Annotated in this window: 22 protein-coding genes; 12 read left to right on the top strand and 10 right to left on the bottom strand. The window is 69.0% G+C overall.

Annotated features, from left to right (window positions below):
- The 3 genes from ABZ855_RS23670 to truA all read left to right on the top strand — a co-directional run.
- On the top strand, nt 1-483 hold a 483-nt coding region (locus ABZ855_RS23670), incomplete at its 5' end, for a DNA-directed RNA polymerase subunit alpha C-terminal domain-containing protein (protein WP_360809809.1).
- A 169-nt stretch (nt 484-652) separates the two neighbouring features.
- Entirely contained in the window at nt 653-1174 is a 522-nt protein-coding gene (gene rplQ / locus ABZ855_RS23665; protein ID WP_319206680.1) for a 50S ribosomal protein L17, read from the top strand.
- Between the two features lie 71 nt (nt 1175-1245).
- Nucleotides 1246-2091, top strand: a complete 846-nt coding sequence (gene truA / locus ABZ855_RS23660; protein ID WP_360809807.1) for a tRNA pseudouridine(38-40) synthase TruA — start codon at nt 1246-1248, stop codon at nt 2089-2091.
- A gap of 24 nt (nt 2092-2115) precedes the next feature.
- Here truA and ABZ855_RS23655 read toward each other — a convergent pair whose 3' ends face one another.
- Both ABZ855_RS23655 and ABZ855_RS23650 read right to left on the bottom strand, forming a co-directional pair.
- Nucleotides 2116-3216, bottom strand: coding sequence for an NDP-sugar synthase (locus ABZ855_RS23655; RefSeq protein ID WP_360809805.1), 1101 nt, complete (start codon nt 3214-3216; stop codon nt 2116-2118).
- A gap of 412 nt (nt 3217-3628) precedes the next feature.
- Nucleotides 3629-4543 (bottom strand): hypothetical protein, encoded by a 915-nt coding sequence (locus ABZ855_RS23650; protein ID WP_360809803.1) that lies wholly within the window; start codon nt 4541-4543, stop codon nt 3629-3631.
- Nucleotides 4544-4914: 371 nt separating this feature from the next.
- Here ABZ855_RS23650 and rplM point away from each other — a divergent pair, with 371 nt between their 5' ends.
- From rplM to glmM, 3 genes are all read left to right on the top strand, one after another.
- On the top strand, nt 4915-5358 hold the full coding sequence (gene rplM, locus ABZ855_RS23645) for a 50S ribosomal protein L13 (protein ID WP_319206688.1): 444 nt from the start codon (nt 4915-4917) through the stop codon (nt 5356-5358).
- Between the two features lie 42 nt (nt 5359-5400).
- On the top strand, nt 5401-5937 hold the full coding sequence (gene rpsI, locus ABZ855_RS23640) for a 30S ribosomal protein S9 (protein WP_360809801.1): 537 nt from the start codon (nt 5401-5403) through the stop codon (nt 5935-5937).
- 233 nt (nt 5938-6170) lie between these two features.
- Nucleotides 6171-7529 carry a phosphoglucosamine mutase gene (gene glmM / locus ABZ855_RS23635; RefSeq protein WP_360809799.1) on the top strand — a complete coding sequence of 453 codons (1359 nt, stop codon included), beginning with the start codon at nt 6171-6173 and terminating at the stop codon, nt 7527-7529.
- Nucleotides 7530-7636: 107 nt separating this feature from the next.
- On the opposite strand, the gene ABZ855_RS23630 is transcribed toward glmM, so the two are convergent.
- Together ABZ855_RS23630 and coaA are read right to left on the bottom strand one after the other, a co-directional pair.
- Nucleotides 7637-8572 (bottom strand): DUF389 domain-containing protein, encoded by a 936-nt coding sequence (locus ABZ855_RS23630; protein WP_360809797.1) that lies wholly within the window; start codon nt 8570-8572, stop codon nt 7637-7639.
- Nucleotides 8573-8587: 15 nt separating this feature from the next.
- Nucleotides 8588-9577, bottom strand: coding sequence for a type I pantothenate kinase (gene coaA, locus ABZ855_RS23625; protein ID WP_360809795.1), 990 nt, complete (start codon nt 9575-9577; stop codon nt 8588-8590).
- A gap of 188 nt (nt 9578-9765) precedes the next feature.
- On the opposite strand from coaA, the gene ABZ855_RS23620 reads away from it, so the two are divergent.
- Together ABZ855_RS23620 and glmS are read left to right on the top strand one after the other, a co-directional pair.
- Nucleotides 9766-10548 (top strand): hypothetical protein, encoded by a 783-nt coding sequence (locus tag ABZ855_RS23620; protein ID WP_360809793.1) that lies wholly within the window; start codon nt 9766-9768, stop codon nt 10546-10548.
- An 84-nt stretch (nt 10549-10632) separates the two neighbouring features.
- Nucleotides 10633-12480, top strand: a complete 1848-nt coding sequence (glmS, locus tag ABZ855_RS23615; RefSeq protein WP_360809826.1) for a glutamine--fructose-6-phosphate transaminase (isomerizing) — start codon at nt 10633-10635, stop codon at nt 12478-12480.
- 113 nt (nt 12481-12593) lie between these two features.
- Here glmS and ABZ855_RS23610 read toward each other — a convergent pair whose 3' ends face one another.
- From ABZ855_RS23610 to ABZ855_RS23585, 6 genes are all read right to left on the bottom strand, one after another.
- Nucleotides 12594-13607 carry a LacI family DNA-binding transcriptional regulator gene (locus ABZ855_RS23610; RefSeq protein WP_360809791.1) on the bottom strand — a complete coding sequence of 338 codons (1014 nt, stop codon included), beginning with the start codon at nt 13605-13607 and terminating at the stop codon, nt 12594-12596.
- The gene (gene yicI, locus ABZ855_RS23605) at nt 13607-15895 is read right to left on the bottom strand and encodes an alpha-xylosidase (protein ID WP_360809789.1); all 2289 of its coding nucleotides are present in this window, start codon (nt 15893-15895) and stop codon (nt 13607-13609) included. The genes ABZ855_RS23610 and yicI overlap by 1 nt, the downstream gene beginning before the upstream one ends.
- 10 nt (nt 15896-15905) lie before the next feature.
- On the bottom strand, nt 15906-16730 hold the full coding sequence (locus ABZ855_RS23600; protein WP_360809787.1) for a carbohydrate ABC transporter permease: 825 nt from the start codon (nt 16728-16730) through the stop codon (nt 15906-15908).
- A complete protein-coding gene (locus ABZ855_RS23595; protein WP_360809785.1) occupies nt 16727-17713 on the bottom strand; it encodes a sugar ABC transporter permease in 987 nt (328 codons plus the stop codon). Before ABZ855_RS23595 ends, ABZ855_RS23600 begins: the two co-directional genes overlap by 4 nt.
- A complete protein-coding gene (locus tag ABZ855_RS23590; protein ID WP_360809783.1) occupies nt 17710-19023 on the bottom strand; it encodes an extracellular solute-binding protein in 1314 nt (437 codons plus the stop codon). Before ABZ855_RS23590 ends, ABZ855_RS23595 begins: the two co-directional genes overlap by 4 nt.
- Before the next feature lie 123 nt (nt 19024-19146).
- Nucleotides 19147-20568 carry an MFS transporter gene (locus tag ABZ855_RS23585; protein WP_360809781.1) on the bottom strand — a complete coding sequence of 474 codons (1422 nt, stop codon included), beginning with the start codon at nt 20566-20568 and terminating at the stop codon, nt 19147-19149.
- A gap of 83 nt (nt 20569-20651) precedes the next feature.
- Between ABZ855_RS23585 and ABZ855_RS23580 the strand changes: the two genes are divergently transcribed.
- From ABZ855_RS23580 to ABZ855_RS23565, 4 genes are all read left to right on the top strand, one after another.
- Nucleotides 20652-21623 carry a LysR family transcriptional regulator gene (locus tag ABZ855_RS23580; RefSeq protein ID WP_360809779.1) on the top strand — a complete coding sequence of 324 codons (972 nt, stop codon included), beginning with the start codon at nt 20652-20654 and terminating at the stop codon, nt 21621-21623.
- A 295-nt stretch (nt 21624-21918) separates the two neighbouring features.
- A complete protein-coding gene (locus tag ABZ855_RS23575; RefSeq protein WP_360809777.1) occupies nt 21919-22866 on the top strand; it encodes a hypothetical protein in 948 nt (315 codons plus the stop codon).
- A 249-nt stretch (nt 22867-23115) separates the two neighbouring features.
- Nucleotides 23116-25308, top strand: a complete 2193-nt coding sequence (locus ABZ855_RS23570; RefSeq protein ID WP_360809775.1) for a glycosyltransferase — start codon at nt 23116-23118, stop codon at nt 25306-25308.
- Complete coding sequence (locus ABZ855_RS23565) at nt 25305-26606, top strand: acyltransferase (protein WP_360809773.1); 1302 nt, start codon at nt 25305-25307, stop codon at nt 26604-26606. The genes ABZ855_RS23570 and ABZ855_RS23565 overlap by 4 nt, the downstream gene beginning before the upstream one ends.
- Nucleotides 26607-26789 lie beyond the last annotated feature (183 nt).

Genomic DNA, 26789 nt, shown 5'->3' with positions numbered 1-26789 from the left:
ACGCGTGTCGAGCAGCGCACCGACTTCGACAAGCTGATCGTCGACGTCGAGACCAAGCAGGCGATGCGTCCCCGTGACGCCATGGCCTCCGCCGGTAAGACGCTCGTCGAGCTGTTCGGGCTCGCCCGTGAGCTCAACGTCGACGCCGAGGGCATCGACATGGGCCCGTCCCCGACCGACGCCGCGCTGGCCGCTGATCTGGCGCTGCCGATCGAGGAGCTCGAGCTCACCGTCCGGTCGTACAACTGCCTCAAGCGCGAGGGCATCCACTCCGTGGGTGAGCTCGTGGCTCGTTCCGAGGCCGATCTGCTCGACATCCGCAACTTCGGTGCGAAGTCGATCGACGAGGTCAAGGCCAAGCTCGCGACGATGGGGCTTGCGCTCAAGGACTCGCCTCCCGGGTTCGACCCGACCGCCGCGGCGGACGCCTTTGGCGCCGACGATGATGTTGACGCCGGGTTCGTGGAGACCGAGCAGTACTAAGCATTTTTGAGTTTGGGTGCGGGTGCGCTGTGGCTTGTCGCGCAGTTCCCCGCGCCCCTTCCGGGAGCGCCCCTTCGGGGCTTTTCCCGGATCTCCGACGGGTGATCGCCCGCTCGGACACTGACTCTGGTACCTGATACGGCCGGGGCAGACAACAAGGAGAAAGATCATGCCGAAGCCCGCCAAGGGTGCCCGTCTGGGCGGCAGTGCCGCGCACGAGAAGCTGCTTCTCGCGAACCTCGCGAAGTCGCTCTTCGAGCACGGCAAGATCACGACCACCGAGGCGAAGGCGCGCCGGCTTCGTCCGTACGCCGAGCGTCTGGTCACCAAGGCGAAGAAGGGCGACCTTCACAACCGCCGTCAGGTGCTCCAGGTCATCACGGACAAGAGCGTCGTCCACACGCTCTTCACCGAGATCGGCCCGCGCTACGAGAACCGCCCGGGTGGTTACACCCGTATCACCAAGATCGGTAACCGTCGTGGCGACAACGCGCCCATGGCTGTCATCGAGCTGGTGGAGGCCCTGACCGTGGCCCAGCAGGCCACCGGTGAGGCCGAGGCGGCCACCAAGCGTGCCGTCAAGGAGGACACCCTCAAGAAGGACGCCCCGGTCGAGACCGAGGCTGCCGATGAGGTTGTCGAGGACGCCAAGCCGGCCGACGAGGCCGCCGAAGAGTCCAAGGACGCGTAAGCGTCCACGAAAAGCGGGTCCGTTCCTTTTCAGGTGCGGGCCCGCTTTTGTGTTGTTGAGAGGATCTCCCTGTGAGTGATGACGTAGAGCCCGGGTTCGTGCGGGTGCGGCTGGACCTTTCCTATGACGGCACCGCGTTCTCCGGGTGGGCCAAGCAGGCCGGGGGGCGGCGGACCGTGCAGGGGGAGATCGAGGACGCCCTGCGGACGGTGACGCGGTCCGGGGAGACCAGGTACGAGCTGACCGTGGCCGGGCGTACCGATGCCGGGGTGCACGCCCGGGGGCAGGTCGCCCATGTCGATCTGCCCGTCGGGGTGTGGGCGGAGCACCAGGAGAAGCTGCTCAAGCGGCTTGCCGGGCGGCTCAGCAAGGACGTGCGGGTGTGGCGGGTCGCCGAGGCGCCTGTCGGGTTCAACGCCCGGTTCGCCGCCCTGTGGCGGCGCTATGTGTACCGGGTCGGTGATCGGCCCGGTGGGGTGGATCCGCTGCTGCGCAACCATGTGCTCTGGCACGACTGGGAGTTGGACGTCGCCGCGATGGACGCCGCCGCCAAGTCCCTGGTCGGGGAGCACGACTTCGCCGCGTACGCGAAGAAGCGCGAGGGTGCTTCGACGGTTCGGGAGATTTTCGACTTCGGGGTGCGCCGCCGGCTGGACGGCATCGTCGAGATCGAGGTCCGCGCCGATGCCTTCTGCCACAACCAGGTGCGGTCCATGGTCGGCGCGCTGCTGTTCGTGGGGGACGGGCACCGGGGCGTGGAGTGGCCGAGGAAGGTGCTCGACGCCCGGGTGCGCGACAGCGCCGTGCATGTCGTACGGCCGTACGGGCTGACCTTGGAGGAGGTCGCCTATCCGGCGGACGAGTTGCTGGCCGACCGGCAGCTGCAGGCTCGGCGCGTGCGGGGCGAGGTGCACTGACGGGGGAAACCGGGGATGCGCGTATCAGTGGACGGTCGGGCAGGCGGCGGCCGTGGCGGTGATGCGTACGGCCCTGGCGGGGATGCGCAGGCCGCACGACAGCCGTAGCTGGGCGGGCAGTTCGTTCTGGGCGCCGATGTGGGTGTGGCAGCCGACCACGACCTCGCGCAGGGTCGATTCGCCGCCGATGGTGGAGTCGTGGTCCACCACGGAGCCGTGGATCCGGGCGCCGGCGCCCACGGAGACGTTCCCGCCGATGATGGAGTGGTCGACGACGGCGTGCGCGCCGATGACGGCGTGCGGGCCGATCGTAGAACCCCCGGTGACCAGGGCGGTGGGGTCGACCTCGGCCGTGGGGTGGATCAGGGCCTCGGCCGGCCGGTCCACCAGGGGAGAGGTGGCCCTGCCGGTGACCAGGTCGGCGGAGCCGCGGACGAAGGCCAGCGGGGTGCCGAGGTCACGCCAGTAGTCGGTGGTCGTACGGCCGAACACGCGCCGCCCCGCTGCGACGAGCTGCGGGAACGTCTCCTGTTCGACGGAGACCTCACGGTCGGCCGGGATGGCGTCGAGGACCGACCTGCGGAAGACGTAGCAGCCGGCGTTGATCTGGTCGGTGACGCACTCCTCGGCCGTCTTCGGCTTCTCCAGGAAGGACAGCACCCTGCCCGCGTCGTCGGTGGGGACCAGACCGAAGGCGCGCGGATCGGCGACCCGGGTGAGGTGCAGCGTCACGTCCGCCGCCCGGGACTCGTGGTGCGCCAGGAGGTCGCGCAGGTCGACGCCGGACAGGATGTCGCCGTTGAGGACGAGGACCGGTGCGTCCGGCGCGTCGCCGCGCAGCAGGCGCCCGGCGTTGCGGATCGCCCCGCCGGTGCCGAGCGGCACGTCCTCCACGGCGTAGGAGATCTCCAGGTCCTGGGAGAAGTCCTTGAACTCCGCCTCGAAGAGGCCGGCGAGATACGAGGTGGCGAACACGACGTGTTCCACACCGGCGTGCATCAGCTTGGCGATCTGGTGCCGGATGAAGGAGGAGCCCGCGACGCCCAGCAGCGGCTTCGGGGTGTGGTTGGTGAGCGGGCGCAGACGTGTTCCCTTGCCGCCCACGAGGATGATGGCTTCCTGCATGACTGCCTCGCTCGGTCAGCTCGGGGCGGTGGGCCGGTCGCTGATGCGAACTCGGCTGTGGATGGGCGTGGTTGTCGATGACATGCCGTGGGAAGCTCCCCGTGAGATCGGTAGTGCGTCGAGGCGGTACGGATCTCCGCCGGGCACGCCGAAGAGTGCCCTGTCAGGGGCGGTCCGGGTTCCTTGTTTCCCCAACGCCGTCTTTGGCTGCTTCGGCTGCGGCAAGGTTCAGAAGCCCCCGGGCATCCGGAACCGCAAGTCGAAGGAACGTGATCCTTGCATATGCGAAGGAATCAGGGAACGGTTGTGAGGGTCATGTGCCTAAAATTTAACCGATTCACCCCTTGGGGTTCACCGACGCCGAAATGGCCGACGATCAGTGATCGTCGGCCATTTCGGAGGGTTTGTGCCGCTACTGGCTGGCGGCCGAGGCCTGGGCCTCGCCGCGGCGCCTGATCTGGCGGAAGGCGAACTCGGCCAGGTCGTCGCCCGTGGTGAAGACCGCCGTGCTCTTCGTCGTCACGTCCTTGCCGTTGGTGAAACCGGCGATCGTGAAGTAGGCGTAGCGGCCGTAGGAGTTGGTCGTCGAGCGGCAGATCGCCGCGCGGCAGAAGGTGGGGACACCGCCGCCGGACAGGGACTCGACGATGCTCTTCTTGTCCACCGTGGCCTTGACCTTCGTGGCCTGCGCCTCGGTGTCGAAGACGGCCACGCCGACCGTCACCGCGACGCCGTCCTTGCTGTAGGTGACGCGCAGGAAGCGCGTGCACCTGTTGTCCTTGAGGATCTTCGAAAGGCTGTTCTTCGCGGCCGACGCACAGTTCGTCGTGTCCGCGGTGGGGCCCTTCTTGTAGAGGCGATCGCCCATCGTCAGCTGCGTACCCGGGAAGAGGTCGTCCGGGGCCAGGGGCGCCGTGTCCTTCTTCACATCGGATATGAAGTCCTTGGGGTCCAGCGGCGGCGGCGCGCTGGTCGGCGCGAACGACGGCGCCGCCGAGGAGGTGTCGCTGGGGATGTCCGCGGTGGCGGGCAGGCCGGAGGTCGGCCGGTTGGTGGCCTTGTCGCCGCCGTCCGCGTTGACCATGGCCATGGCCACTGCCGTGCCGACGCCGACGGTGGCCACTGCGGCCCCGACGATCAGCAGGAGTCTGCGGCGTCTGTTACGGGTCTCGGACGCCTCGGCGAGCGCGGCCCAGTCGGGAGCCTGGCCGCCGACCTGACCGCCCCACGGCTGCTGCGGAGCCCGGCCGGCCTGGTCGTCCCACGGCTGCTGCGGGGTATTCGGTTTCCAGGGATCCCACTGAGGTCCCCCCTGCCCAAAGCTCATGGGCGCATCTTAGACGCCGTGCAACCCGTGTGCCGATGCCTCTCAGGCCCGTATCACCGGCCCCGGGAGCAACAGGGTCGGGGTTCAGGGTGGTTTCTCACACGCCGGCCCGGACTGTCCTCCGCGTTCCCGCGCCCGGCGTTCCCCGGACTCGTTTTGACCCGTCCGGTGCGGCGCGGGTAGCCTGGACCCTTGTTATGCGTATCGGCTTGGTCGTTCTCACGCGAGAGGCCCTTACGTAGGTTCCCTGGAGCAGTTACCAGTGGGCGGCATACGGGCATCGGTCCCGGCGACTGTCGTCCCCAGCTGCACGATCGCTTCAGTGATGCCATGTGTCAGGACCATTCCACTGAAGAAGCGAAGGCTACGAAGTGCGTACGTTCAGCCCTAAGCCCGGCGACATCACTCGCCAGTGGTACGTCATCGACGCCCAGGATGTCGTCCTGGGCCGTCTGGCCACCACTGCCGCGAACATCCTGCGGGGCAAGCACAAGCCGATTTTCGCGCCTCACGTCGATGCCGGTGACTTCGTCATCATCATCAACGCCGACAAGGTGCACCTCTCCGGCAACAAGAAGACCCAGAAGATGGCGTACCGCCACTCCGGCTACCCGGGTGGTCTGCGTTCCGTCCGCTACGACGAGCTTCTGGCGAAGAACCCCGAGAAGGCCGTCGAGAAGGCCATCAAGGGCATGATCCCCAAGAACACCCTGGGCCGTCAGGTGCTCTCCAAGCTGAAGGTCTACTCGGGCGACCAGCACCCCCACGCTGCGCAGCAGCCGGTGCCGTTCGAGATCACCCAGGTCGCGCAGTAGTTCCGGCCACCCCCTAAGACGTAGAGAATTCTGAGGAGAATCGTGGCCGAGACCACTGTCGAGCAGCCGCTCGACGAGAACGCCGATGTCGAGTTCGAGAACGCCGACATCGAGAGCTACACCACCGAGTCCGAGGTGCCCGTCGAGGGCGAGTACACCTCCGAGTCGCTCGCGGGCCGCTTCGGCGACCCGCAGCCGGCGGCCGGCCTGGGCCGTCGCAAGAACGCCATCGCCCGCGTCCGGATCGTCCCGGGCACCGGCAAGTGGAAGATCAACGGTCGCACCCTTGAGGACTACTTCCCCAACAAGGTGCACCAGCAGGAAGTCAACGAGCCCTTCAAGGTGCTCGAGCTCGAGGGCCGCTACGACGTCCTCGCCCGCATCGCGGGTGGCGGTGTCTCCGGCCAGGCCGGCGCCCTGCGCCTCGGTGTGGCCCGCGCGCTGAACGAGGCCGACGTGGACAACAACCGCGGCGCCCTCAAGAAGGCCGGCTTCCTCCGTCGTGACGACCGTGCGGTCGAGCGCAAGAAGGCCGGTCTCAAGAAGGCCCGCAAGGCTCCGCAGTACAGCAAGCGTTAATCGCTCGGCTGTTCCCGGACGTTTCGCACGTCTTGTACGTATCGCCCCGGCGGCACTTCAGTGCCGCCGGGGCGGTTCGTTTACCGGGGACAATTGCGTAGCACAGCCTTACGGCACATGTTTGAGGAACGCTTCCCTACAGCCTGGAAACAGGCACAGGGGATATACGTAGCCAGGTCCGGCATGGACACTCGGCACGAGCCGCACAACCCCAGCACCTTCGGAGGACACCAGTGGGACGACTCTTCGGCACGGACGGCGTGCGCGGTGTCGCCAACGCGGACCTGACAGCCGAAATGGCTCTCGGCCTGTCCGTCGCGGCGGCCCACGTACTCGCCGAGGCGGGTTCGTTCGAGGGCCACCGGCCGGTCGCCGTGGTCGGACGAGACCCACGTGCGTCGGGAGAGTTCCTGGAGGCCGCCGTGGTCGCGGGCCTCGCCAGTGCGGGCGTCGACGTCCTGCTGGTCGGCGTGCTGCCCACCCCGGCCGTCGCCTTCCTCACCGCGGAACTGGGCGCCGACCTCGGCGTGATGCTCTCCGCCAGCCACAACGCTATGCCCGACAACGGCGTCAAGTTCCTGGCCCGCGGCGGCCACAAACTCGACGACGAGCTGGAGGACCGGATCGAGTCCGTCTACGAGGAGCACCGCACCGGCGCTCCCTGGGACCGTCCGACCGGCCGGGGCGTGGGCCGCGTCCGCTCGTACGACGAGGGCTTCGAGCAGTACGTCGCCCATCTCGTCGGTGTCCTGCCGAACCGGCTGGACGGGCTGAAGGTGGTCCTCGACGAGGCGCACGGCGCAGCCAGCCTGGTCTCGCCCGAGGTGTTCACCCGGGCCGGCGCCGAGATCGTCACCATCGGCGCGGAGCCGGACGGCCTCAACATCAACGACGGCTACGGGTCCACCCACCTCGGCAAGCTCCAGGCCGCCGTCATCGAGCACGGCGCCGACCTCGGTATCGCCCACGACGGCGACGCCGACCGCTGCCTCGCCGTCGACCACACCGGTGCGGAGGTGGACGGCGACCAGATCATGGCCGTACTCGCGCTGGCGATGCGGGAACGGGGCGTGCTGCGCGCCGACACCGTCGTGGCGACGGTGATGTCCAACCTGGGCTTCAAGCTGGCGATGGAGCGGGAGGGGCTGTCCCTGGTCCAGACGGCGGTCGGGGACCGGTACGTCCTGGAGGAGATGAAGGAGCACGGGTACGCGCTCGGCGGCGAGCAGTCCGGGCACGTGATCATCTGGGACCACGCGACGACGGGCGACGGGACGCTGACGGGGTTGTTGTTGGCGGCCCGGGTTGCGCAGACGGGTCGTACGCTGCGGGAGCTTGCGGGGGTGATGGAGCGGTTGCCGCAGGTGCTGGTGAATGTGCCTGATGTCGATCGGACGCGGGTGGGGTCGTCTGCTGAGCTGGCGGCGGCTGTTGCCGAGGCCGAGCGGGAACTTGGGGTTACTGGGCGGGTGTTGTTGCGGCCTTCCGGGACCGAGCCGTTGGTTCGGGTGATGGTGGAGGCGGCGGATATTGATCAGGCTCGGTCTGTGGCTGGGCGGTTGGCGGATGTTGTGAAGTCCGCGTTGGGGTAGTTGCGGGGCCGGGTTGGGGGTGGGGGTGCTGTGCGTGGCGGGGTGCGGGTGCGTTGTGGCTTGTCGCGCCCACGCGGCGGAGCCGCAAATGTCAGAGCCCCGCGCCCCTATAGGGGCGCGGATTTCCTCTGGGTGCTCCACAGCCATTTCTGGGCCAGTAGTGTCAGGGTGGCGGCCAGGAGGATGCCTGCCAGGTTCAGGAGTAGTTGGACTGTGGAGCCCCAGGTCTGGGTGGTGTCGCCGTAGCTCAGGGCCACTGCCGCGTTCGCGGCGGCCGGGACCGTCGTGACCGAGATGGCCACGCCCACCAGGGCGCCCGACTTCGACGACGTCAGGGAGAGGGTGCCCGCGGCGCCCGCCAGGACCGCCACGACGAACGAGAACCAGTCGTAGGCGTACACGAAACCGGTGTTGGGGCGGTCCGCTTCCAACTGGGCCTTGGTGAACAGGCCGACGGCGTCCATGAAGAAGCTGAAGCCGACCGTCACCAGCATCGCCACCGCGAAGCCCACCAGCAGGGCGATCAGCGAGCGGGCCGCCAGTCTTCGGTGGCGTTGGACCAGGGCTGTGCTGAGGCCCGCCAGGGGGCCGAACTCCGGGCCTACCGCCATCGCGCCCACGATCAGGATCGCGTTGTCGAGGACCACACCGCAGGCCGCGATCATCGTGGCGAGCGTGAGGAAGGCGACGTAGGTGATCGACAGCGTCGACTCCTCGTGCGTCGACTCGGCCAGGTGCTCCCACAGGACCGCGTCCGCGCCCTCGCCGGGTGCCTCCTCCTCCGCCTTGTCGGCGCGCTTGGAGAGTGACAGGTCGATGTTCTCCACGGCGATCGAACCGGTCGCGTCCAGGCCCAACCGCCGCAGCCCGGCGATGAGTTCGTCGCCGGCCTCGCGGGCCACGTCGCACATCACCACGTCCCCGACGGGGTTGCGGGCGGCGCCGGGCAGGACGACGAGGTGGGTGGTGCCGACCGTCTTCTCGATCAGCTGGACCACGGCGTTCGTCGTGGCGGCCGGGGTGATGAGGCGTAGGTGGAGCATGGGAGCAGCGTACGACTACAGCTTGCGCAGGCTGAGTCGCTGCACCTTGTGATCGGGACCCTTGCGGATGATCAGGGTCGCGCGGCCCCGGGTGGGGGCCACGTTCTCCAGGAGGTTCACCTTGTTGATGGTGCGCCAGGTGGTGCGGGCGTAGTCGAGGGCCTCGTCCTCCGAGACCTGCGTGTACTTGCGGAAGTACGAGGACGGGTTCTGGAACGCCGTCTCGCGCAGCCGGCGGAACCGGTTGAGGTACCAGCGCTCGATGTCCTCGGGGCGGGCATCGACGTACACGCTGAAGTCGAAGTAGTCGGCGAGGCCGACGCGGGTGCGGCCGTCGCTGCCGGGGAGGGCGGGCTGCAGGACGTTCAGGCCCTCGACGATGAGGATGTCGGGGCGGCGGACCGTCAGCTTCTCGCCGGGGACGATGTCGTAGATGAGGTGGGAGTAGACGGGGGCCGTGACCTCGTCCTTGCCCGCCTTGATGTCCGCCACGAAGCGGGTGAGGGCCCGGCGGTCGTACGACTCGGGGAAACCTTTCCGCGACATCAGGCCACGGGACGTCAGCTCCGCGGTGGGGAGCAGGAAGCCGTCGGTGGTCACCAGTTCCACGCGTGGGTGTTCGGGCCAGCGGGAGAGCAGAGCCTGGAGGAGACGGGCGACCGTCGACTTGCCTACGGCGACGGAGCCCGCGACTCCTATGACGAACGGTGTGCCGGTCTGGGCGGCCTGCTCGCCGAGGAAGGTGTTGAGGGCTCCTCTCAGCCCGTCCGTGGCGCCGATGTAGAGGTTGAGGAGGCGGGAGAGCGGAAGGTAGATGTCCCGCACCTCGTCCAGGTCGATGACATCGCCCAGGCCGCGCAGCTTCTCGACCTCCTCGGCGGTGAGGGGCAGCGGCGTCTTGTCGCGCAGCGCACTCCACTCGGAACGGGTGAGGTCGACGTAGGGAGTCGCCTCCGGCCGCTGCCGGTGGGCGCTCCGGGGCATCGAGGAGACCGGAGAGATCACAGTCCATTGTTACGGGAGTGTGGACGGGGTGGGGGGTGGAGTGCGTCACGCCGGGGCGAGCTACGTCATGTCACGAGTGGGTGTCGAATGCGGGTTCGAAGATTTTTCTGTGAGGTGCCTACGTAAAGTGCGTGCAAAGCAGGCATCGCGAAGATCCAAAACGCCCTGAAGAGAAAGAGCTTTCCCCCTTGAGGAACACCGTCGTCCGCCGTACCGCCCTCGCCGCATCCGTCGCAGCGCTCGCCCTTCTGGGCACTGCCTGCGGCAGCTCCCCCGAACCCGCCCCGGCCGCCGGCGACGGTGGTGACAAGTCCGGCAAGGCCGGTGAGCAGACGACCGCCGGCAAGGCGCTCGGCGCCGCCGAGCTGGCGAAGGTCGCCCTCACCCAGGCGGACGTCAAGAGCGGGACTCTCAACGAGAAGGTGCCGGCGAAGGACAACCTCGCGCAGGACAAGGTGACCTCGGACAAGGCGGAGTGCGCGCCGCTCGCCCACCTCCAGTCCGGAACCTACGCCGGCAAGCCCGCGGCCACCGTGAAGCGCCTGTGGAAGGGCGACGCCGCGAAGCCCGCCGCCGGGGCGAGCGACGAGGAGCAGTTCCTCGCCACGATGAACGTGCCGCAGGCCATTCTCACGCTGGCCAGCTACGAGGACGGCGGCGCCGAGCAGGTCATGAAGGACCTGAACAACGCCGTCGACAAGTGCGCCGCCGGCTTCGCCTTCAACGTGACCGGGGAAAAGAACAACGCCCTGAAGGTGACGAAGACCGCGGCACCCGAGGGCGCGGACGAGGCGCTGGCCGTGACGCTGATCGTGGACGCGGGCCGGAAGGTGCCGATGAAGTCCGTCGTCGTCCGCAAGGGCTCCACCGTCCTCTTCGCCCCGGTCATCAACATCGCCTCGCTCTCCACCGGCAAGGAATACGCCTACCCCACCGAGATAGTCGCAGCGCAGCTCGCCAAGCTCGGCTGAGCGGGTCCCGCCGCCGGCGGGAATTTCCGATATCGGGCACGCGCTGCCGGGGTGCGGCGCGTGTTCGATCGTAGGCTGCGCGGTATGTGCGGAATCGTGGGTTACGTGGGGTCGCAGTCGGCTCTGGATGTCGTGATGGCCGGGCTGAAGCGGCTGGAGTACCGGGGGTACGACTCCGCCGGTGTGGCTGTGCTGGCGGACGGTGGGCTGGCCGGCGCCAAGAAGGCCGGGAAGCTCGTCAACCTGGAGAAGGAGCTCGTGGAGCGGCCGTTGCCCACCGGCGGTACGGGCATCGGGCACACCCGCTGGGCCACGCACGGCGCGCCGACCGACGCCAACGCCCACCCGCATCTCGACAACGCCGGGCGCGTGGCCGTGGTCCACAACGGGATCATCGAGAACTTCGCCTGTCTGCGGGCGGAGTTGGCCGAGCGCGGGCATGAACTCGCCTCCGAGACCGACACCGAGGTCGTCGCCCATCTGCTCGCCGAGGAGTTCTCCTCCTGCGCCGACCTGGCCGAGGCCATGCGGCTGGTGTGCCGGCGGCTGGAGGGCGCGTTCACGCTGGTCGCGGTGCACGCCGACGAGCCGGACGTGGTGGTCGGGGCGCGGCGGAACTCGCCGCTGGTGGTGGGCGTTGGAGAGGGCGAGGCCTTTCTCGCCTCGGACGTCGCCGCGTTCATCGCCCACACGCGGTCGGCGATCGAGCTGGGTCAGGACCAGGTGGTGGAGCTGCGCCGGGACGGGGTCACGGTGACGGGCTTCGACGGCAGTGCGGGGGACGCGCGGGCGTATCACGTCGACTGGGATGTGTCGGCCGCGGAAAAGGGGGGCTATGACTACTTCATGCTCAAGGAGATCGCCGAGCAGCCCAAGGCTGTCGCCGATACCCTGCTGGGGCGAATCGACGCGGCCGGCTCACTGACGCTGGACGAGGTGCGGATCCCCGCGAGCGCGTTGCGGGAGGTCGAGAAGGTCGTCGTCGTTGCCTGCGGTACGGCCTTCCATGCCGGGCTGATCGCCAAGTACGCCATCGAGCACTGGACTCGCATTCCGTGCGAGGTGGAGTTGGCGAGCGAGTTCCGGTACCGGGATCCGATCCTTGACGCTCGTACTCTCGTCATCGCCATCTCCCAGTCCGGCGAGACCATGGACACCCTGATGGCGCTGCGGCACGCCCGCGAGCAGGGGGCCAAGGTGCTGGCCGTCTGCAACACCAACGGTTCGACGATCCCGCGCGAGTCGGACGCGGTGCTGTACACGCATGCGGGGCCCGAGGTCGCCGTCGCCTCGACCAAGGCCTTTCTCACGCAGTTGGTGGCCTGTTATCTGGTCGCGCTGTATCTGGGGCAGGTGCGCGGTACGAAGTGGGGAGACGAGATCCGGGCCGTCGTGCGGGACCTGGCGGAGATCTCCGGTGAGGTCGAACGGGTGCTGGAGACCATGGAGCCCGTGCGTGAGCTGGCACGGTCGCTCGCCGACAAGAACACGGTGCTGTTCCTGGGGCGGCACGTGGGGTATCCGGTGGCGCTGGAGGGTGCGCTCAAGCTGAAGGAACTTGCTTACATGCACGCCGAGGGCTTTGCCGCCGGTGAGCTGAAGCACGGGCCGATCGCGTTGATCGAGGACGATGTGCCGGTGGTCGTCGTGGTGCCTTCGGCTCGGTCGCGGTCTGTCCTCCACGACAAGATCGTGTCCAACATTCAGGAGATCCGGGCGAGGGGGGCGCGGACGATCGTTGTCGCGGAGGAGGGGGATGAGGCGGTGGTGCCGTACGCGGATCATCTGATCCGCATTCCTGCCACGCCGACGTTGCTGCAGCCGCTCGTTGCCACTGTGCCTTTGCAGGTGTTCGCCTGTGAGTTGGCTACGGCGCGGGGTAATGAGGTGGATCAGCCTCGGAATTTGGCGAAGTCGGTGACAGTGGAGTAGGCGGGGGCGGTGGTCTTGCGGGTGCGGGTCCGTGGGGGCTGGTCGCGCAGTTCCCCGCGCCCCTGGGGGTGGGTTGGGGTGCGGGGAGTTGGTAAGTGACCGGATTCCACGGTTCATGGTGCCGCTCGTGCCATTGTGCTCGCCCGTTCTGTCAGGCGGGGGGACAGTAGCGTCGACTCCGGGGTGGGGCCGGTGTTGTTCAGTTTTCTCATCAGTAGGTCCACTGCCCGGGTTCCCACCTCCGCCGATGGGATGGCGACCGACGTGACCGGGACGGGCAGGTTCTCGGCCACGTCGTCCGGGCAGATCGCGGCGATGGAGAGGTCGCCGGGGACGCGTAGGCCGAGTTGTTCGAAGGCGTCGATCAGCGGTTCGAGGATCGCCTCGTTGTGGACGACCACCCCAGTCAACGCCGGATGCTCGCGCAGGAGTTGCTCCGCCACCACCCTGGCTGCCGCCGGGGTCGCCTCGCACGGGTGGACCGAGGACGACAGGCCGCCCCGGTCCGCCGCCGCTGTGAACCCCTGGACCACGCGCTGGGCGAACGCGGTCCGGCGTACGTAGACCTCGGGCGGGGAGCCGACCAGGGCGATCACCCGGTGGCCCAGGCCCGCTAGCCGTTCCACGCACAGCTCGCCCGCCGCCTTGAAGTCCAGGTCGATACAGGTCAGGCCGGCCGGGTCCGAGGGGAAGCCGATCAGGACCGACGGCAGGTCCAGTGAGCGCAGCAACGGCAGCCGCGGGTCGTCGAGTTGGACGTCCATCACGATCAGCGCGTCCACGAGAGCGGTGTCCGCCACGCGGTGCAGGCTGGCCTCGCCCTCCTCCTGGGTGAGGAGCAGGACGTCGTGGTCGTGCCTGCGCGCGGCCGTCACCACCGACACCGCGAACTGCATCGCGACCGGGACATGGATGCCGGTCCGCAACGGGATGACCAGTGCCAGTACGTTGGCTCTGTGGCTGGCCAGGGCCCTCGCGCCCGCGTGCGGGCGGTAGCCGAGTTCCTTGATGGAGCGTTCGATGCGCTGCCTGGTCTCTTCGGAGATCGGGCGCTTGCCGCTGAGGGCGTACGAGACCGTGCTCGGGGAGACCCCGGCATGCCGTGCCACATCGGTGATCTTCACCATCACTCGCCTCCCGAACCGAGCGATCCTGCCTCCGTTGATCCAAGTTCCAGGGTCAGGAACCCGGTGCCCGCCTTCGCGCGGACCTCGCGGTTGCCCGCGGCCAGTCCCCACGGCGCCGACGGGTCGCTGCACGACGCCCGCAGTGTGTCGCCCTCGCGGACGACCGTGAACGTCAAGTCACCTACGGGTACCGTCACTTGGGCGCCGCGCTCCAGGCCGTACGCGTGCAGGGTGACGTCGTCGGCGTACGCGTAGTCGGGGCGGTCGTCCACCGCGCCCACCGGGATCACCGACCCGGGGCGCACCAGCAGCGGCACGCTGTCGAAGCCGTGGCGCTCGCGTGTCCAGCGCGGGCCGGTGACCGTGCGGCCGGTCAGGAAGTGGGTCCACTCGCCCTCGGGGACGTAGTAGGAGACCTCGCCCTCGTCGCTGAACACGGGCGCGACCAGCAGGTCCGGGCCGAGCATGAACTGCCGTTCCAGATGGGCGCATCCGGGGTCGTCCGGGAACTCCAGGACCATCGCGCGCATCATCGGGACGCCCTCGGTGTGGGCCGTGCGGGCAGCCTCGTAGAGGTAGGGCATGAGGCGCAGCTTCAGGCGGGTGAACAGCCGCAGTACGTCCACGGACTCCTCGTCGAACAGCCACGGCACCCGGTAGCTGGAACTGCCGTGCAGACGGCTGTGGGAGGAGAGGAGGCCGAAGGCGATCCACCGTTTGAAGAGGGCCGGGCTCGGGGTGCCCTCGAAGCCGCCGATGTCGTGGCTCCAGTAGCCGAAGCCGGAGAGCCCGAGGGAGAGTCCGCCGCGCAGCGACTCCGCCATCGACTCGTAGGTGGCCTCGCAGTCGCCGCCCCAGTGGACCGGGAACTGCTGGCTGCCGGCCGTCGCCGACCGGGCGAACACGACCGCCTCGCCTTCGCCGCGGTGCTTGCGCAGCACGTCGAAGACGGTCTTGTTGTAGAGGTAGGTGTAGTAGTTGTGCATCCGCTCCGGGTCCGAGCCGTCGGCGTACTCGACGTCCAGTGGGACCCGTTCACCGAAGTCGGTCTTGAAACAGTCCACGCCCTGCGCGAGCAGCGCTTCCAGTTTCGAGGCGTACCAGTCGCGGGCGGCCGGGCTGGTGAAGTCGACCAGGGCCATGCCCGGCTGCCACAGGTCCCACTGCCAGACGCTGCCGTCCGGCCTGCGCAGCAGATGGCCGAGTGCCTTGCCCTCTGCGAAGAGCGGCGAGCGCTGGGCGATGTACGGGTTGATCCAGACGCTGATGTGCAGGCCCTTCGCCTTCAGCCGCTGGAGCATGCCCTCGGGGTCGGGGAACACCCTCGGGTCCCACTGGAAGTCGCACCAGTTGAACTCGCGCATCCAGAAACAGTCGAAGTGGAAGACGGACAGCGGCAGTTGGCGCTCTCGCATGCCCTCGATGAACGACGTCACCGTCTCCTCGTCGTAGGAGGTGGTGAAGGACGTCGACAGCCACAGGCCGAACGACCACGGCGGCGGGAGTGCCGGGCGGCCGGTCAGGGCCGTGTACTTGCGGAGGATGTCCTTGGGGGTCGGGCCGTGGATGACGTAGTACGTCAACTGCTGTGTCTCGGCGCTGAACTGGACCCGGGACACCGCCTCCGAGCCGACCTCGAAGGACACCCGGCCGGGGTGGTCGACGAAGACCCCGTAGCCCGCGTCCGTGAGGTAGAACGGGACGTTCTTGTAGGCCTGTTCGGTGGCCGTGCCGCCGTCGGCGTTCCACATGTCGACGACCTGGCCGTTCTTGACGAGCGGCCCGAAGCGCTCGCCGAGGCCGTACACGCTCGTCCCCACGCCCAGACCGAGCTGCTCGCGCAGATAGTGGGCGCCGGTCGTCGCGTCCCGCATGATGCCCATGCCCTTGGGGCCGCTGCTGGTGAGGACGCGGCCGTTCGCGAGGAAGTCGACGTGCCAGGGGCTGGTGCGGCCGAACCGGACGGAGAGGGTGCCGGAGGTGAGGGTGGCGTACTCCTCGTCGTACTCGGTGTGGGCCGTCAGGTCCTCCTTGCGCACCTCGAACTGGGGGCTCTGCGGCTGCTCGCCCTGGAAGTGCGTGAACGTGACGCCGATGACGTCGGGCATCGGGGCGTGGGCGCTGATCGTCACGACCGGTCCCTTCAGCAGGTCGCCGCGGTGGCGGATGGGCTGGGTCGGCGCGTGGATGTCCAACGTGCCGTCGGCGTCCGTCACATCGAGGGCCGCGACCGGGTGGGCGGCGGTGACGCCCTCGCGCAGCAGCCAGTAGCCGTCGGTGAACTTCACGTGGGGGTCCTTACTTGACGGCACCCACGGCGATGCCGCGAGTGAGAGTTCGCTGGAAGACGAGGAAGAAGACGAGGGCGGGCAACACACCGAGCAGGGCGGCCGCGTTGGTCATCGTGGCGTCCATCAGTCGCTGGCCCTGGAGGACACCGAGGGCCACCGACACCGTCTGGTTGTCGTTGGAGATCAGCATCACCAGCGGGAGCAGGAACTCGTTCCAGGTCCAGATGAAGAAGAAGACGAGGAGCACGCCGAGGGTGGGGCGGCTGACCGGGACGACGATCCGCCACAGCACCTGCCACTTGTTCGCGCCGTCGATGCGGGCGGCCTCGATGATCTCCCGGGGGAACTGGCCGAGCACGGAGGAGAGGAGATACGTGCCGAAGGCCGCCTGGATCACCGTGAAGACGATGATCACGCTCAACCGGGTGTCGTACAGGCCGACTTCCTTGCTCAGGTAGTACACCGGGTAGACCAGCGCCTCCTGCGGCAGCATGTTCGCGAGGACGAAGAAGGCCAGCACCCAGGTGCGGCCCCTGATCCGGCCGATGCCGATCGCGTACGCGTTCAGTACGGACAGGACGGCCGCGAGGACCGCCACCGACCCGCTGATCAGCAGGGAGTTGACGAGTTTCCGCCCGAAGTCGACCCGCTCCCAGAAGTCCTTGACGCCGTCGAGGTAGAGGCCTTCGGGGAGGCTGAGCGGGCCGTTCGCGGAGTACTCGCCGGGCGACTTCACCGCGTTGACGGCGACGATCAGGAACGGCACGACCATGAACAGGGCCGCGAGGACGAGAGCGATGAGCACCGGGTAGCGGCGCAGGGCGGTCGTCATGCCCGTACCCCCTTCGGAGAGTCCTCGGCGTCCTCGGCCCGGGTCTGGAGCTTCAGGCCGACGAGCGAGACGGCGAGGATGACCACCGTGAGGACGGTGGAGACGGCGGCGCCGTAGCCGACCTGGGTCTTCTCGAAGAACGTGGTGAAGGAGAAGTAGGAGGGCACGTTGGTCGCGCCGCCGGGGCCGCCCTTCGTCAGGACGTACACCGCGCCGAACACCTTCAGCGCGGCGATCGTGCACCAGGTCAGGACCACATAGGTCTCGGGGCGGATCTGCGGGAGCGTGATGTGCCGGAAGCGGCGCCACCAGCCGGCGCCGTCCAGTTCGGCGGCCTCGTAGAGCTGCGGGTCGACGCGTTGCAGGCCCGCCATGAAGACGACCAGCGGGAAGCCGAGCTGCACCCAGACCATCACGCCCATCACGCTGTAGAGCGCGATGTCCGGGTCGCCGAGCCAGTCCTGCTGCCAGGAGCCGAGACCGACGGCCTTCAGCAGCTCGTTGAGCGAGCCGTTGTCGGGCGCGAGGATCCAGCTCCAGACAATGCCCGCGACCGCGATCGGCAGCACCTGGGGAAGGTAGAAGCAGGCGCGCAGTACGGCTGCCCAGCGACTGCCGAAGTGCTTGCCGACGAAGTCGAACAGGGCGGCGGCCAGGACGAGTCCGAGCACGGTGGGTACGGCCGCCATCGCCACCACCATGAACAGGCTGTGCCGGAACGACGCCCAGAACTCCGAATCGTCCAGCAGATCACGGTAGTTGGCGAGCCCCGCCCACTCCGGGGAGCCCACACCCCGCCAGTCGGTGAAGGACACCCCGGTGTTCATCAGGAACGGCACGACGATCACCGCGAGAAAGGCGAGCGCCCCGGGGAGGAGGAAGAGGGCGTACGAGTCCTTGCGCCGACGCCCCGAACCCCCCTCATTGCGTGCTGAGTTGGCGACCCGGCCCTGCCTTCCGGCTCGCTCGGCGGTGGCCGTCATGTCTTCGGTACGCCCTTGTCGTAGGCCTCCTGCAACGCGTCGAGGACCGCGTCCGGCTTCTCGCTGCCCGTGATCAGCTTCTGGACCTCGGAGACGAGGACGTCGTAGAAGCCGGGGGCCGGCCAGTCGGGGTAGAAGGCGAGCCCATCCCTGCCGGAGAGGGTGTTGAAGTCGGCGATCAGCGACTTGGCCTGGGGGTCGGTGATGGCGGCCGGGTCGGCGGCCACCGGGACCCCGCCCTTGTTGCCGAGGATGTTCTGGATCTTCTCCGACATGGTGATGTCGATGAAGTCGTAGGCGAGTTCCTTGTTCCTGGCGCCCTTGGGCACGACCCACAGGTTGCCGCCCGAGCCGAGCGTGAGGCCGCTGTCGCGCCACAGGAACGTGCCCCAGTCGAACTTCGCCTCGCTCTTGAAGCGGCCGTACCACCAGCTGCCGGAGAACAGGATCGGGCTCTTGCCCTGGATGAAGGAGACCCCCGCGTCCTCCGCCTTCAGACCGCTGGAGTTCTTGCCGAAGTACCCCTTCTTCACCCAGTCGGCGAAGGTCTCGGCACCATAGGTCCAGGCGGTGTCGTGGAAGTCCGTCTTCCCCTTGTACAGCTCGTACTTGTCGACCCAGGCGCGGTCCGCCTTCGACAGGGCGAGCTGGTACAGGTACTGCTGGGCCGGGTACTCGGCGCCCGCGCTGGCCAGCGGGGTGATGCCCTCGCCGACGAACTTGTCCATCGCGGCGGTGAGTTCGGCGAACGAGGTCGGCTCGGCGATCCCGTGCTTCTTGAAGAGGTCCTTGTTGTAGAACACCATCGTGTACTCGGCGTAGTTGGGCACCCCGTACCAACTGCCGGAACCCATCACGCCGTTGGTGTCGTACTGGCTGGTGGTGCGGACACCGGCGCCGACCTTCTTGTCCCAGCCCCGCTTCGTCACCTCGGCGGTCAGGTCGGTGAGCAGGCCCTGGGTGGAGAGCAGTCCGGCCGTCGCGTTGCCCTTGTTGTACTCCATCAGGTCGGGCGCGTCGGAGGAGTTGAGGACCATCGGGGCGGTCTTCTGGATCTGTTCGAAGCCCTTCTCCTCGAACTCCACCGTGACGCCCGGATGCGTCGCCTTGAACTCCTCGACAGCCGCCTTCCAGGCCAGCCCCATCGCGCTGTCGGGGCCCTCGTAGTGCCACAGGCGCAGGGTCTTCCCGTCGGACGTCCCGCTGTCCGAGCCCCCGCAGGAGGCCACGAGCAGGGCCCCGGTCAGGGCTCCCACCAGGGCTGTCGCCGTCTTCGTCCTACGCCTGCCGTACCTTCTTGCCGTCAACATCCAGTGCCTCCGGGGGAGTCGGATGGATCTCGGTCACCGGTCGCGCGCCGGGGTCGTCGAACGGTTCGACGCGGGTCGTCGAAGCGCTTCGACGGGCGAAGGTATGTGTGGTGTGTGAACGAGTCAATGGGGTGCGCGTGAATTGACCCGCCGGGCGGCGGTGAGCGACAGCAGCAGCGCGCTCGTCGCCGCCGCGACCGGGACGCCGTACCCCGCCGTGGCCGACACCCGTTCCGCCACCCAGCCGCCGGCCGCCGAACCGGCCGCTATGCCGCCGAGGAGGCCGGTCACCGCGAGGGTCATGCCCTCGTTCAGGCGGCCCTCAGGAGTCCGCTGCTGGACCAGGGTCATGTTCGTGATCATCGTGGGTGCGGTGGCCGTCCCGGCGATCAGCAGGGCGCCCGCGAGAACGAGGAGTGAGCCGGTCAGGGCGGCGGCGAGCAGGGGCAGCGTCATCAGGGCCGTCATCGCGGCCAGGCACCAGGGGTGGCGCCGCTCGGCGGACCCGGCCGGGCGCAGCGACCCGTACAGCAGACCGGCCGCGCAGGATCCGGCCGCCTGGAGGGCCAGTACGGCACCGGCGGCGGCCCGGTGCCCCCGCTCGTCGGCGAAGGCGATCGTGACGACCTCCATCGACCCGAACACGGCGCCGGTGGCCAGACATACGGCGAGCAGTGGACGCATGCCGGGGGTGCGCGGCAACGAGGTGCTCCGCATGGGGACACCTTGCGTGTGAAGCCCTTCGACGCGGTGGGGTCGGGCGGGCGGCTCGGTCGAGCGCTGGGCGGTGAAGAGGAGAACGCCGGTCATCAGCAGGACGACCCCGACCAGTGTGCCCGCCTCCGGGAACAACGCCCCGCACAGGAAGGCCGCCAGGACCGGGCCCAGCATGAAACAGAGCTCGTCGGCGGCCTGTTCGAAGGAGTTGGCGGTGTGCAGCGCCTTCTCGTCGCCGTCCAGGAGATGGGCCCAGCGGGCGCGTGACATACCGCCCGTGTTGGGGGTCGTGGCGGTGGCGGCGTACGCGGCGAAGAGGGTCCAGTCGGGGGCGCCGAAGTGCGCGCAGAGCAGCAGGGCGAGGGAGCCGAGGGCGGCAAGTGCCGTGGCCGGTACGGCGATTCGGGCCTGGCCGTGCCGGTCCACGAGCCGTGCGGTCCAGGGCGCGACCACGGCTGTCGCGGCGAGGCCGGTCGCGGTGACGGCACCGGCCAGGGCGTACGAGCCGCGCGACCCGGCGATCATGATGACCGCGCTCACGCTGAACATGCCCATGGGGAGCCGGGCGATCAGGTTCCCGACGGTGAAGGCGCGGGCGCCGGGGTGGGCGAAGAGGCGGCGGTAGGGGCCGGGTGGGTGTTGGCTGGCGGGGGTGTGCCTGCGGGGTCGGGGGAGGGTGAAGCGGCGGCGGCTGGAGCCGGGTGCGTGACGGTCGGTTGGGGTGTGCCTGCGGGCGCGGGTACGGGGGCTGAAGTCGGCGATGACCAGGGTGTCCTGGGTGACGGCGAACAATGGCTGGGAGCCCGCTCGGAGTGGTGGCTGCGGCATGCGTCCACCGTCGTCCGGAGTCGATCACCAGGTCCAACACCTGTTCCGTGCCGATTGACGCATCCCGGTTGTAAGTTCGCCGGATGTCTGCCCCGAAACACCTCGACCCCCGTCTGCTGCGCGCCTTCGTCGCCGTCGCCGAGGAGCTGCACTTCACCCGGGCCGCCGCCCGTCTCTATGTGGCCCAGCAGGCGCTGAGCCGCGATATCCGGCGGCTGGAACGGGAGTTGGGCGCCGACCTCTTCGTACGGTCGACCCGGCAGGTGGCCCTGTCGGCCGAAGGTGAGCGCCTGCTGCCGTACGCCTGGCGGGTGTTGGCGGCCCACGACGAGTTGCTTGCCGCGTTCGGGGAGGCCCGGCCCCTGCTGGTGGACCTCAACTCGCCGGGGCTCGCGACCGGGCGGCGGGTGCTGCATCGGGCACGTGAACTCGCCCCCGAGTACGAGCTGATGGCCCGGTTCGAGAGCGGACTCACCTACGCGGCGGGCGAGTTGCTCGCGGGCCGGCTCGACGCGTCGTTCGGACGGTTCGCGGGCCTGGACCCGGTGCTACGGGCACAGCTCGACCAACAGCCCGTGCGCTACGAGCCGATGGCGGTCGTCCTGCCCGAGGACCACCGCTTGGCCGCGCTGACCGAGGTGCCGTTGGCCGGCCTCGCGGGGGAGACAGTCTACGCGGGGGCCGGAAACCCTCGTACCCCGGAGTGGACCGATCTCGCGCGCCGGCTTTTCGACGGGCGGGGGATCGAGATCGCGCCACCCGCGCCGCTCGCTGTCGGCGACGAGGAGTTCCAAAGGATCATGGCCAGGACGCGGACCCCGGTCCTCGCTGTCGTGGACTTCCCCGCCCTGCCCGGAACGGTGGTTCGACCGCTGGTGGACCCGGTTCCGCTGTCCCTCGTGTCGTTGGTGTGGCGGAAGGGTCTGGTCCACCCGGGATTCGACGCTCTTCGACGGGCGGCAGCCCAACTCGCGGACGAGGAGGGGTGGCTGCGGAGGCCTGTCGAGGGGTGGATTTCAGCCGTCGAGCACAACATCATTCAAGCTCACAAGTAACACATGGCAAACACTCGACCTTCACGTGCGCTACATTCGACTTCCCGGGTGCAGTGTGACAAATGGGGGCGCTCGGATCGGATGGGGGTCCGGTTCGAACATAAGTAGTACGAAAATCCCGGAATCGTACGCGCGCCCGAAAGGTTCCCGTGGGGGGATGTGCGTGCGAGTGAAAAAGTGGCGAGAAGACGCCCAGTCGGAGTGGTCCGACAGTGGTAACGGTGTCGGTTCCGAAGTCGGGGCCGTGTCCGGAACCCAGCAGCTTCCAGGAGTAACCCCGGGTAGCACCGGACCGGTGCCCCGGCAGCGTCATGCCGGAGCACCGGCACGCCCCGGAGGCAGAGGCGCCCACGCCCAGCCGCGCTCGAGCAGAGGCGGAGCCCTGCCGTCACCCAGTGCCCCTTGGGAGAACGAGGCGGAGGCCGGTCACACCCACGACCCGCACGAGGTGACGGTCCAGCTCGACGGAGTGGGCAGGCAGTTGGACGATCTCCTCGTCCGGCAGGCCAAGGAGGGCCAGGACGCCGACGGCATGGGTGCCGGTGACGGCCCCGTCTTCGTCGACGAGACCGGCCGCCGCAGCCGCCGATACCGCAGGATCGGCATCGTCGTGGGCATCTCCTGCGCCGTGTACGCCGTCGTCATCGTCGCCACCCTCCTCTCCGGCAACTCGGACGCGCCCTGGCTGCCCGTCCCCGGCCAGCAGGACGAACAGCCCGCCGGCCAGGTCGAGACGAGCCCGCTGCCCTCCGAGTCGGCCGAGCCGACGGACACGGCCGAGGCCACGCCGGGGGCCCCGGAGGCCTCGGTGAGCGCGGGGGTCACTCCTTCGTCGAAGGGGACTCCTGCCGCCGGCGCCGCCGCCACGCCGGGTGCGTCGCCCAGCGCGTCGAAGCCGGGTACGTCCGCCGAGCCCCAGCCCTCGGTCAGCGCCAGCAAGCCGGAACCGGGGACCACCACGCCCGAGCCGGAACCCGAGCCGTCCGTGTCGGTGTCCTCTTCGCCGGAGCCGAGCCCCACGGAGAGCAGCGCTCCCTCGTCCGAGCCGTCTCCCTCGGTGTCCCCGGCCGGGGACGGCGGCACGGTCGCCGGCGGTCCCAGCGACCCGACCCCGATCGCCGAGGGCCCGGCCGAACCGAGCGCCACGCTCGCGAGCGGCGACGGCTACGGCGACGGAGGCGGCGACCCGGCCACCTCACCGACGTCGGCGACTTCGCCAACGACGACGACCGCGACGGCGTAGCGGGCGCCCGACGAGCGCAGGCCGAGGCCGACCCGCTCGCTGCGCCCAGCAGGGGCCCAGCGGAAACCACATCCAGCAGGACCACATCCAGCCGAACCACATCCAGCAGAACGCCGAGCAGATCACCGTCTGCCTCTGTCGACTCCCGACTCGACTCTCGGCCCTCGACCGTCGACTCTCGACTGTCGAGCGCCGGCTGTCGACTGTCGACCCCGTTCTGATCTCCTCGTCTCCGGAGAACAACCTCTGATGGCATCCCGCTCCCGCCGCCACGGCGCCTCGAACGGCGCCGGGGGCGCCGTCCGGCGCCGACGGCTGCCCATGCGTCTGCTGCTCCCCTCGCTCATCCTGCTCGCCCTGATGGCGATGCTGATGCTGCGCGGGTACGTGCACAGCGAAATCCTCGCCGACCACCGCATCCAGCCCGAGGCCTCCGCCGACCGGGTACCGGAGAAGATCCTGGAGGGCGGTCCGGTCATCGACACCAGAAGCGGCCGGACCACCAGCCTGAACGTCCCCGACCACCGGCTCGTCCTCACGTTCGACGACGGCCCGGACCCCGAGTGGACCCCCAAGGTCCTCGACGTCCTCAAGAAGCACCACGCGCACGCGGTCTTCTTCGTCACCGGGACCATGGCCTCGCGCTACCCGGATCTCGTACAGCGCATGGTCGAAGAGGGCCACGAGGTGGGGCTGCACACCTTCAACCACCCCGATCTCTCCTTCCAGTCGAAGAAACGAATCGACTGGGAGCTGTCCCAGAACCAGCTGGCGCTCGCCGGTGCGGCGGGCATCCGTACCTCGCTGTTCCGGCCGCCGTACTCCTCCTTCGCCGACGCCATGGACGACAAGTCGTGGCCGGTCACGGAGTACATCGGCAAGCGCGGCTACATCACCGTCGTCAACAACACGGACAGCGAGGACTGGCGCAAGCCCGGCGTCGACGCGATCATCCGCCAGGCCACCCCCAAGGGCGGCAAGGGCGCGATCGTCCTCATGCACGACTCCGGCGGCGACCGCCATCAGACGGTCGAGGCCCTCGACCGCTTCCTGCCCGACATGAAGAAGAAGGGGTACGCGTTCCGCAACCTCACCGAGGCCCTCGACGCGCCCAGCGCGCACACGCCGGTCGCCGGCGTCGAGCTGGCCAAGGGCAAGGCGTGGACGTTCCTGGTGCAGGCCTCCGACGAGATCACCGGCGCGCTGGTCGTCGGCCTCGCGATCATCGGCGTGCTGGTGTTCACCCGGTTCGGCCTGATGCTGCTGCTGTCGGTCCTGCACGCCCGCCGCACCCGCCGCGCCGACTTCAGCTGGGGCCCGCCGATCACCGAGCCGGTGTCGGTGCTGGTGCCGGCGTACAACGAGGCCAAGTGCATCGAGGCCACCGTGCGTTCACTGATGCGGAGCGAGCATCCCATCGAGGTGATCGTCATCGACGACGGGTCCAGCGACGGCACGGCCCGCATCGTGGAGAACATGGCCCTGCCGAACGTACGCGTCGTGCGCCAGCTCAACGCGGGCAAGCCCGCCGCCCTCAACAGGGGTGTGGCGAACGCCCGTTACAACCTGATCGTGATGATGGACGGCGACACGGTCTTCGAGCCCGGTACCGTCCGCGAACTCGTCCAGCCCTTCGGCGACCCGCGCGTGGGCGCCGTCGCCGGCAACGCCAAGGTCGGCAACAAGGACTCCCTGATCGGCGCCTGGCAGCACATCGAGTACGTGATGGGCTTCAACCTGGACCGCCGGATGTACGACGTCCTGGGCTGCATGCCCACCATCCCCGGCGCGGTCGGCGCGTTCCGGCGCTCCGCCCTGAAGCGGGTCGGCGGGATGAGCGACGACACGCTCGCCGAGGACACCGACATCACGATGGCCCTGCACCGCGACGGCTGGCGGGTCGTGTACGCGGAGAACGCGCGCGCCTGGACCGAGGCCCCGGAGTCCGTCCAGCAGCTGTGGTCCCAGCGCTACCGCTGGTCGTACGGCACCATGCAGGCGATCTGGAAGCACCGCCGCGCAGTCGTCGAACGGGGCCCGTCGGGCCGCTTCGGCCGCGTCGGCCTCCCCTTCGTGTCCCTGTTCATGGTCGTCGCGCCGCTCCTCGCGCCCCTGATCGACGTGTTCCTGCTCTACGGGCTGGTGTTCGGCCCGACCGGGAAGACCGTCCTCGCCTGGCTGGGCGTACTCGCCATCCAACTGATCTGCGCGGCCTACGCGTTCCGCCTCGACCGGGAAAAGATGACCCACCTGATCTCGCTGCCCCTGCAACAGATCCTCTACCGCCAGCTCATGTACGTCGTGCTGCTGCAGTCCTGGATCACCGCGCTCACCGGCGGCCGGCTGCGCTGGCAGAAGCTCCGGCGCACCGGGGTCGTCGGTTCGGCGCCGGACGCCGTACCGGCCGCCCGGCGGAGCGGCGACAGGAGGCCGGTGGCATGACCCAGCGCCCCACGTCGGCCACGACGCCGACCGACGACCCGACGACCACGCCGGCGTACGGCGTTCCGCGGCAACCGGCAGCCGACGAGCCGCCTGCCGTGCTCGAGACGCCCACCGAGCCCGTCGAGCCCGTCGCGCCCGAGGCGTCCAAGGGCGCGAAGCCGGGCCGCGACCGCTACCTCGACCTGCTCCGCAGCATCGCCCTGGTCAGGGTCGTGGTGTATCACCTGTTCGGGTGGGCATGGCTGACGGTCGTGTTCCCGTCCATGGGCGTGATGTTCGCGCTCGCGGGCTCGCTGATGGCCCGCTCCCTGAAACGCCCGGCACTCGGGGTGATCCGGGGCCGGATCCGGCGCCTGCTGCCCCCGCTGTGGGTGTTCAGCGTGGTGGCGTTGACGCTGATGTTCCTCGGCGGCTGGGATCCGGCCAAGGATCCCGACCACGGCGGCACGTTCGGTCTGGTCGAACTCCTCAACTACGTGATCCCGATCGGCGCCCCGCCGTACCCGTGGAGCATCGGCTCCAAGTCGGGGGTGCTGGAGAACACATGGGCGGTGCAGGCGGCGGGCCCGCTCTGGTATCTGCGGGCCTATCTGTGGTTCGTGATCGCCTCGCCGCTGCTGCTGTGGGCGTTCCGCCGGGTTCCGTGGGTGACGCTGCTGGCGCCGCTGGCCCTGACGGCGGTCGTCGGTACGGGAGTTGTCACCATCCCCGGTGAGACGGGCAACGCGGTGACCGACTTCGCGGTGTACGGGGGCTGCTGGGTGCTGGGGTTCGCCCACCACGAGGGTCTGCTGAAGAAGATCCCGCGCTATGTCTCCGTGTCCTGCGCGGCCATGCTCATGGCCTTCGGCATCTGGTGGGCCTCGGGCCACAAGGGCCCCGACGGCTGGGACCTGAACGACATCCCGCTGGCCCAGGCGGCCTGGTCGTTCGGCTTCGTGGTGATCCTGCTCCAGTACTCCCCGTCGTGGCAGGAACTCCCGGGACGCCTGGCGAAGTGGGACAGGCTGGTCACGCTCTCCAACAACAGGGCGGTCACGATCTATCTCTGGCACAACCTGCTGATCATGGCGACGGTGCCACTGATCGACCGCCTGTACGAACTCCCGTTCATGACCGAGGGAATGGTGTCCGCGCTGGACACGACGTACAACGTGTGGATGTTTGTCCTGGTCTGGCCCCTGATCGGCCTGATGATCCTGACCGTGGGGTGGGTCGAGGATGTCGCGGCGAAGAGGGGGGCTCGGTTTTGGCCGGACGGGGCGGGGTCGGGGGGCGGACGCCGGAAGGGGTGAGGGGGCCCTCCGGGCGGGGCGGGTGGGGGCGGCGGGGCTGGGTTGGGGGTAGTTGGGGTGAGTTGGGGTGACTTGGGCTGGGCGGGGTTTGGGGTGAGTTGGGGTGACTTGGGCTGGGCGGGGTTTGGGGTGAGTTGGGCTGGGCTGGCCCGGCGGGTCGGGAGTCGGCGAGGCCGGGACTGC

Source organism: Streptomyces sp. NPDC047042 (genome assembly GCF_040644035.1).
GTDB lineage: Bacteria > Actinomycetota > Actinomycetes > Streptomycetales > Streptomycetaceae > Streptomyces.
The sequence above is the reverse complement of the archived record's forward strand: the minus strand, read 5'-3'. Positions and strand labels throughout refer to the sequence as shown.

What these genes read in the sequence shown, in the direction of transcription:
- ABZ855_RS23630 (WP_360809797.1), bottom strand. Translation starts at nt 8,572, where the DNA reads ATGCTCCACCTACGCCTCATCACCCCGGCCGCCACGACGAACGCCGTG.
- ABZ855_RS23655 (WP_360809805.1), bottom strand. Translation starts at nt 3,216, where the DNA reads ATGCAGGAAGCCATCATCCTCGTGGGCGGCAAGGGAACACGTCTGCGC.
- ABZ855_RS23590 (WP_360809783.1), bottom strand. Translation starts at nt 19,023, where the DNA reads ATGTTGACGGCAAGAAGGTACGGCAGGCGTAGGACGAAGACGGCGACA.
- rplQ (WP_319206680.1), top strand. Translation starts at nt 653, where the DNA reads ATGCCGAAGCCCGCCAAGGGTGCCCGTCTGGGCGGCAGTGCCGCGCAC.
- ABZ855_RS23585 (WP_360809781.1), bottom strand. Translation starts at nt 20,568, where the DNA reads ATGCCGCAGCCACCACTCCGAGCGGGCTCCCAGCCATTGTTCGCCGTC.
- ABZ855_RS23650 (WP_360809803.1), bottom strand. Translation starts at nt 4,543, where the DNA reads ATGAGCTTTGGGCAGGGGGGACCTCAGTGGGATCCCTGGAAACCGAAT.
- ABZ855_RS23570 (WP_360809775.1), top strand. Translation starts at nt 23,116, where the DNA reads ATGGCATCCCGCTCCCGCCGCCACGGCGCCTCGAACGGCGCCGGGGGC.
- ABZ855_RS23610 (WP_360809791.1), bottom strand. Translation starts at nt 13,607, where the DNA reads ATGGTGAAGATCACCGATGTGGCACGGCATGCCGGGGTCTCCCCGAGC.
- glmS (WP_360809826.1), top strand. Translation starts at nt 10,633, where the DNA reads ATGTGCGGAATCGTGGGTTACGTGGGGTCGCAGTCGGCTCTGGATGTC.
- ABZ855_RS23600 (WP_360809787.1), bottom strand. Translation starts at nt 16,730, where the DNA reads ATGACGACCGCCCTGCGCCGCTACCCGGTGCTCATCGCTCTCGTCCTC.
- ABZ855_RS23565 (WP_360809773.1), top strand. Translation starts at nt 25,305, where the DNA reads ATGACCCAGCGCCCCACGTCGGCCACGACGCCGACCGACGACCCGACG.
- ABZ855_RS23595 (WP_360809785.1), bottom strand. Translation starts at nt 17,713, where the DNA reads ATGACGGCCACCGCCGAGCGAGCCGGAAGGCAGGGCCGGGTCGCCAAC.
- ABZ855_RS23580 (WP_360809779.1), top strand. Translation starts at nt 20,652, where the DNA reads ATGTCTGCCCCGAAACACCTCGACCCCCGTCTGCTGCGCGCCTTCGTC.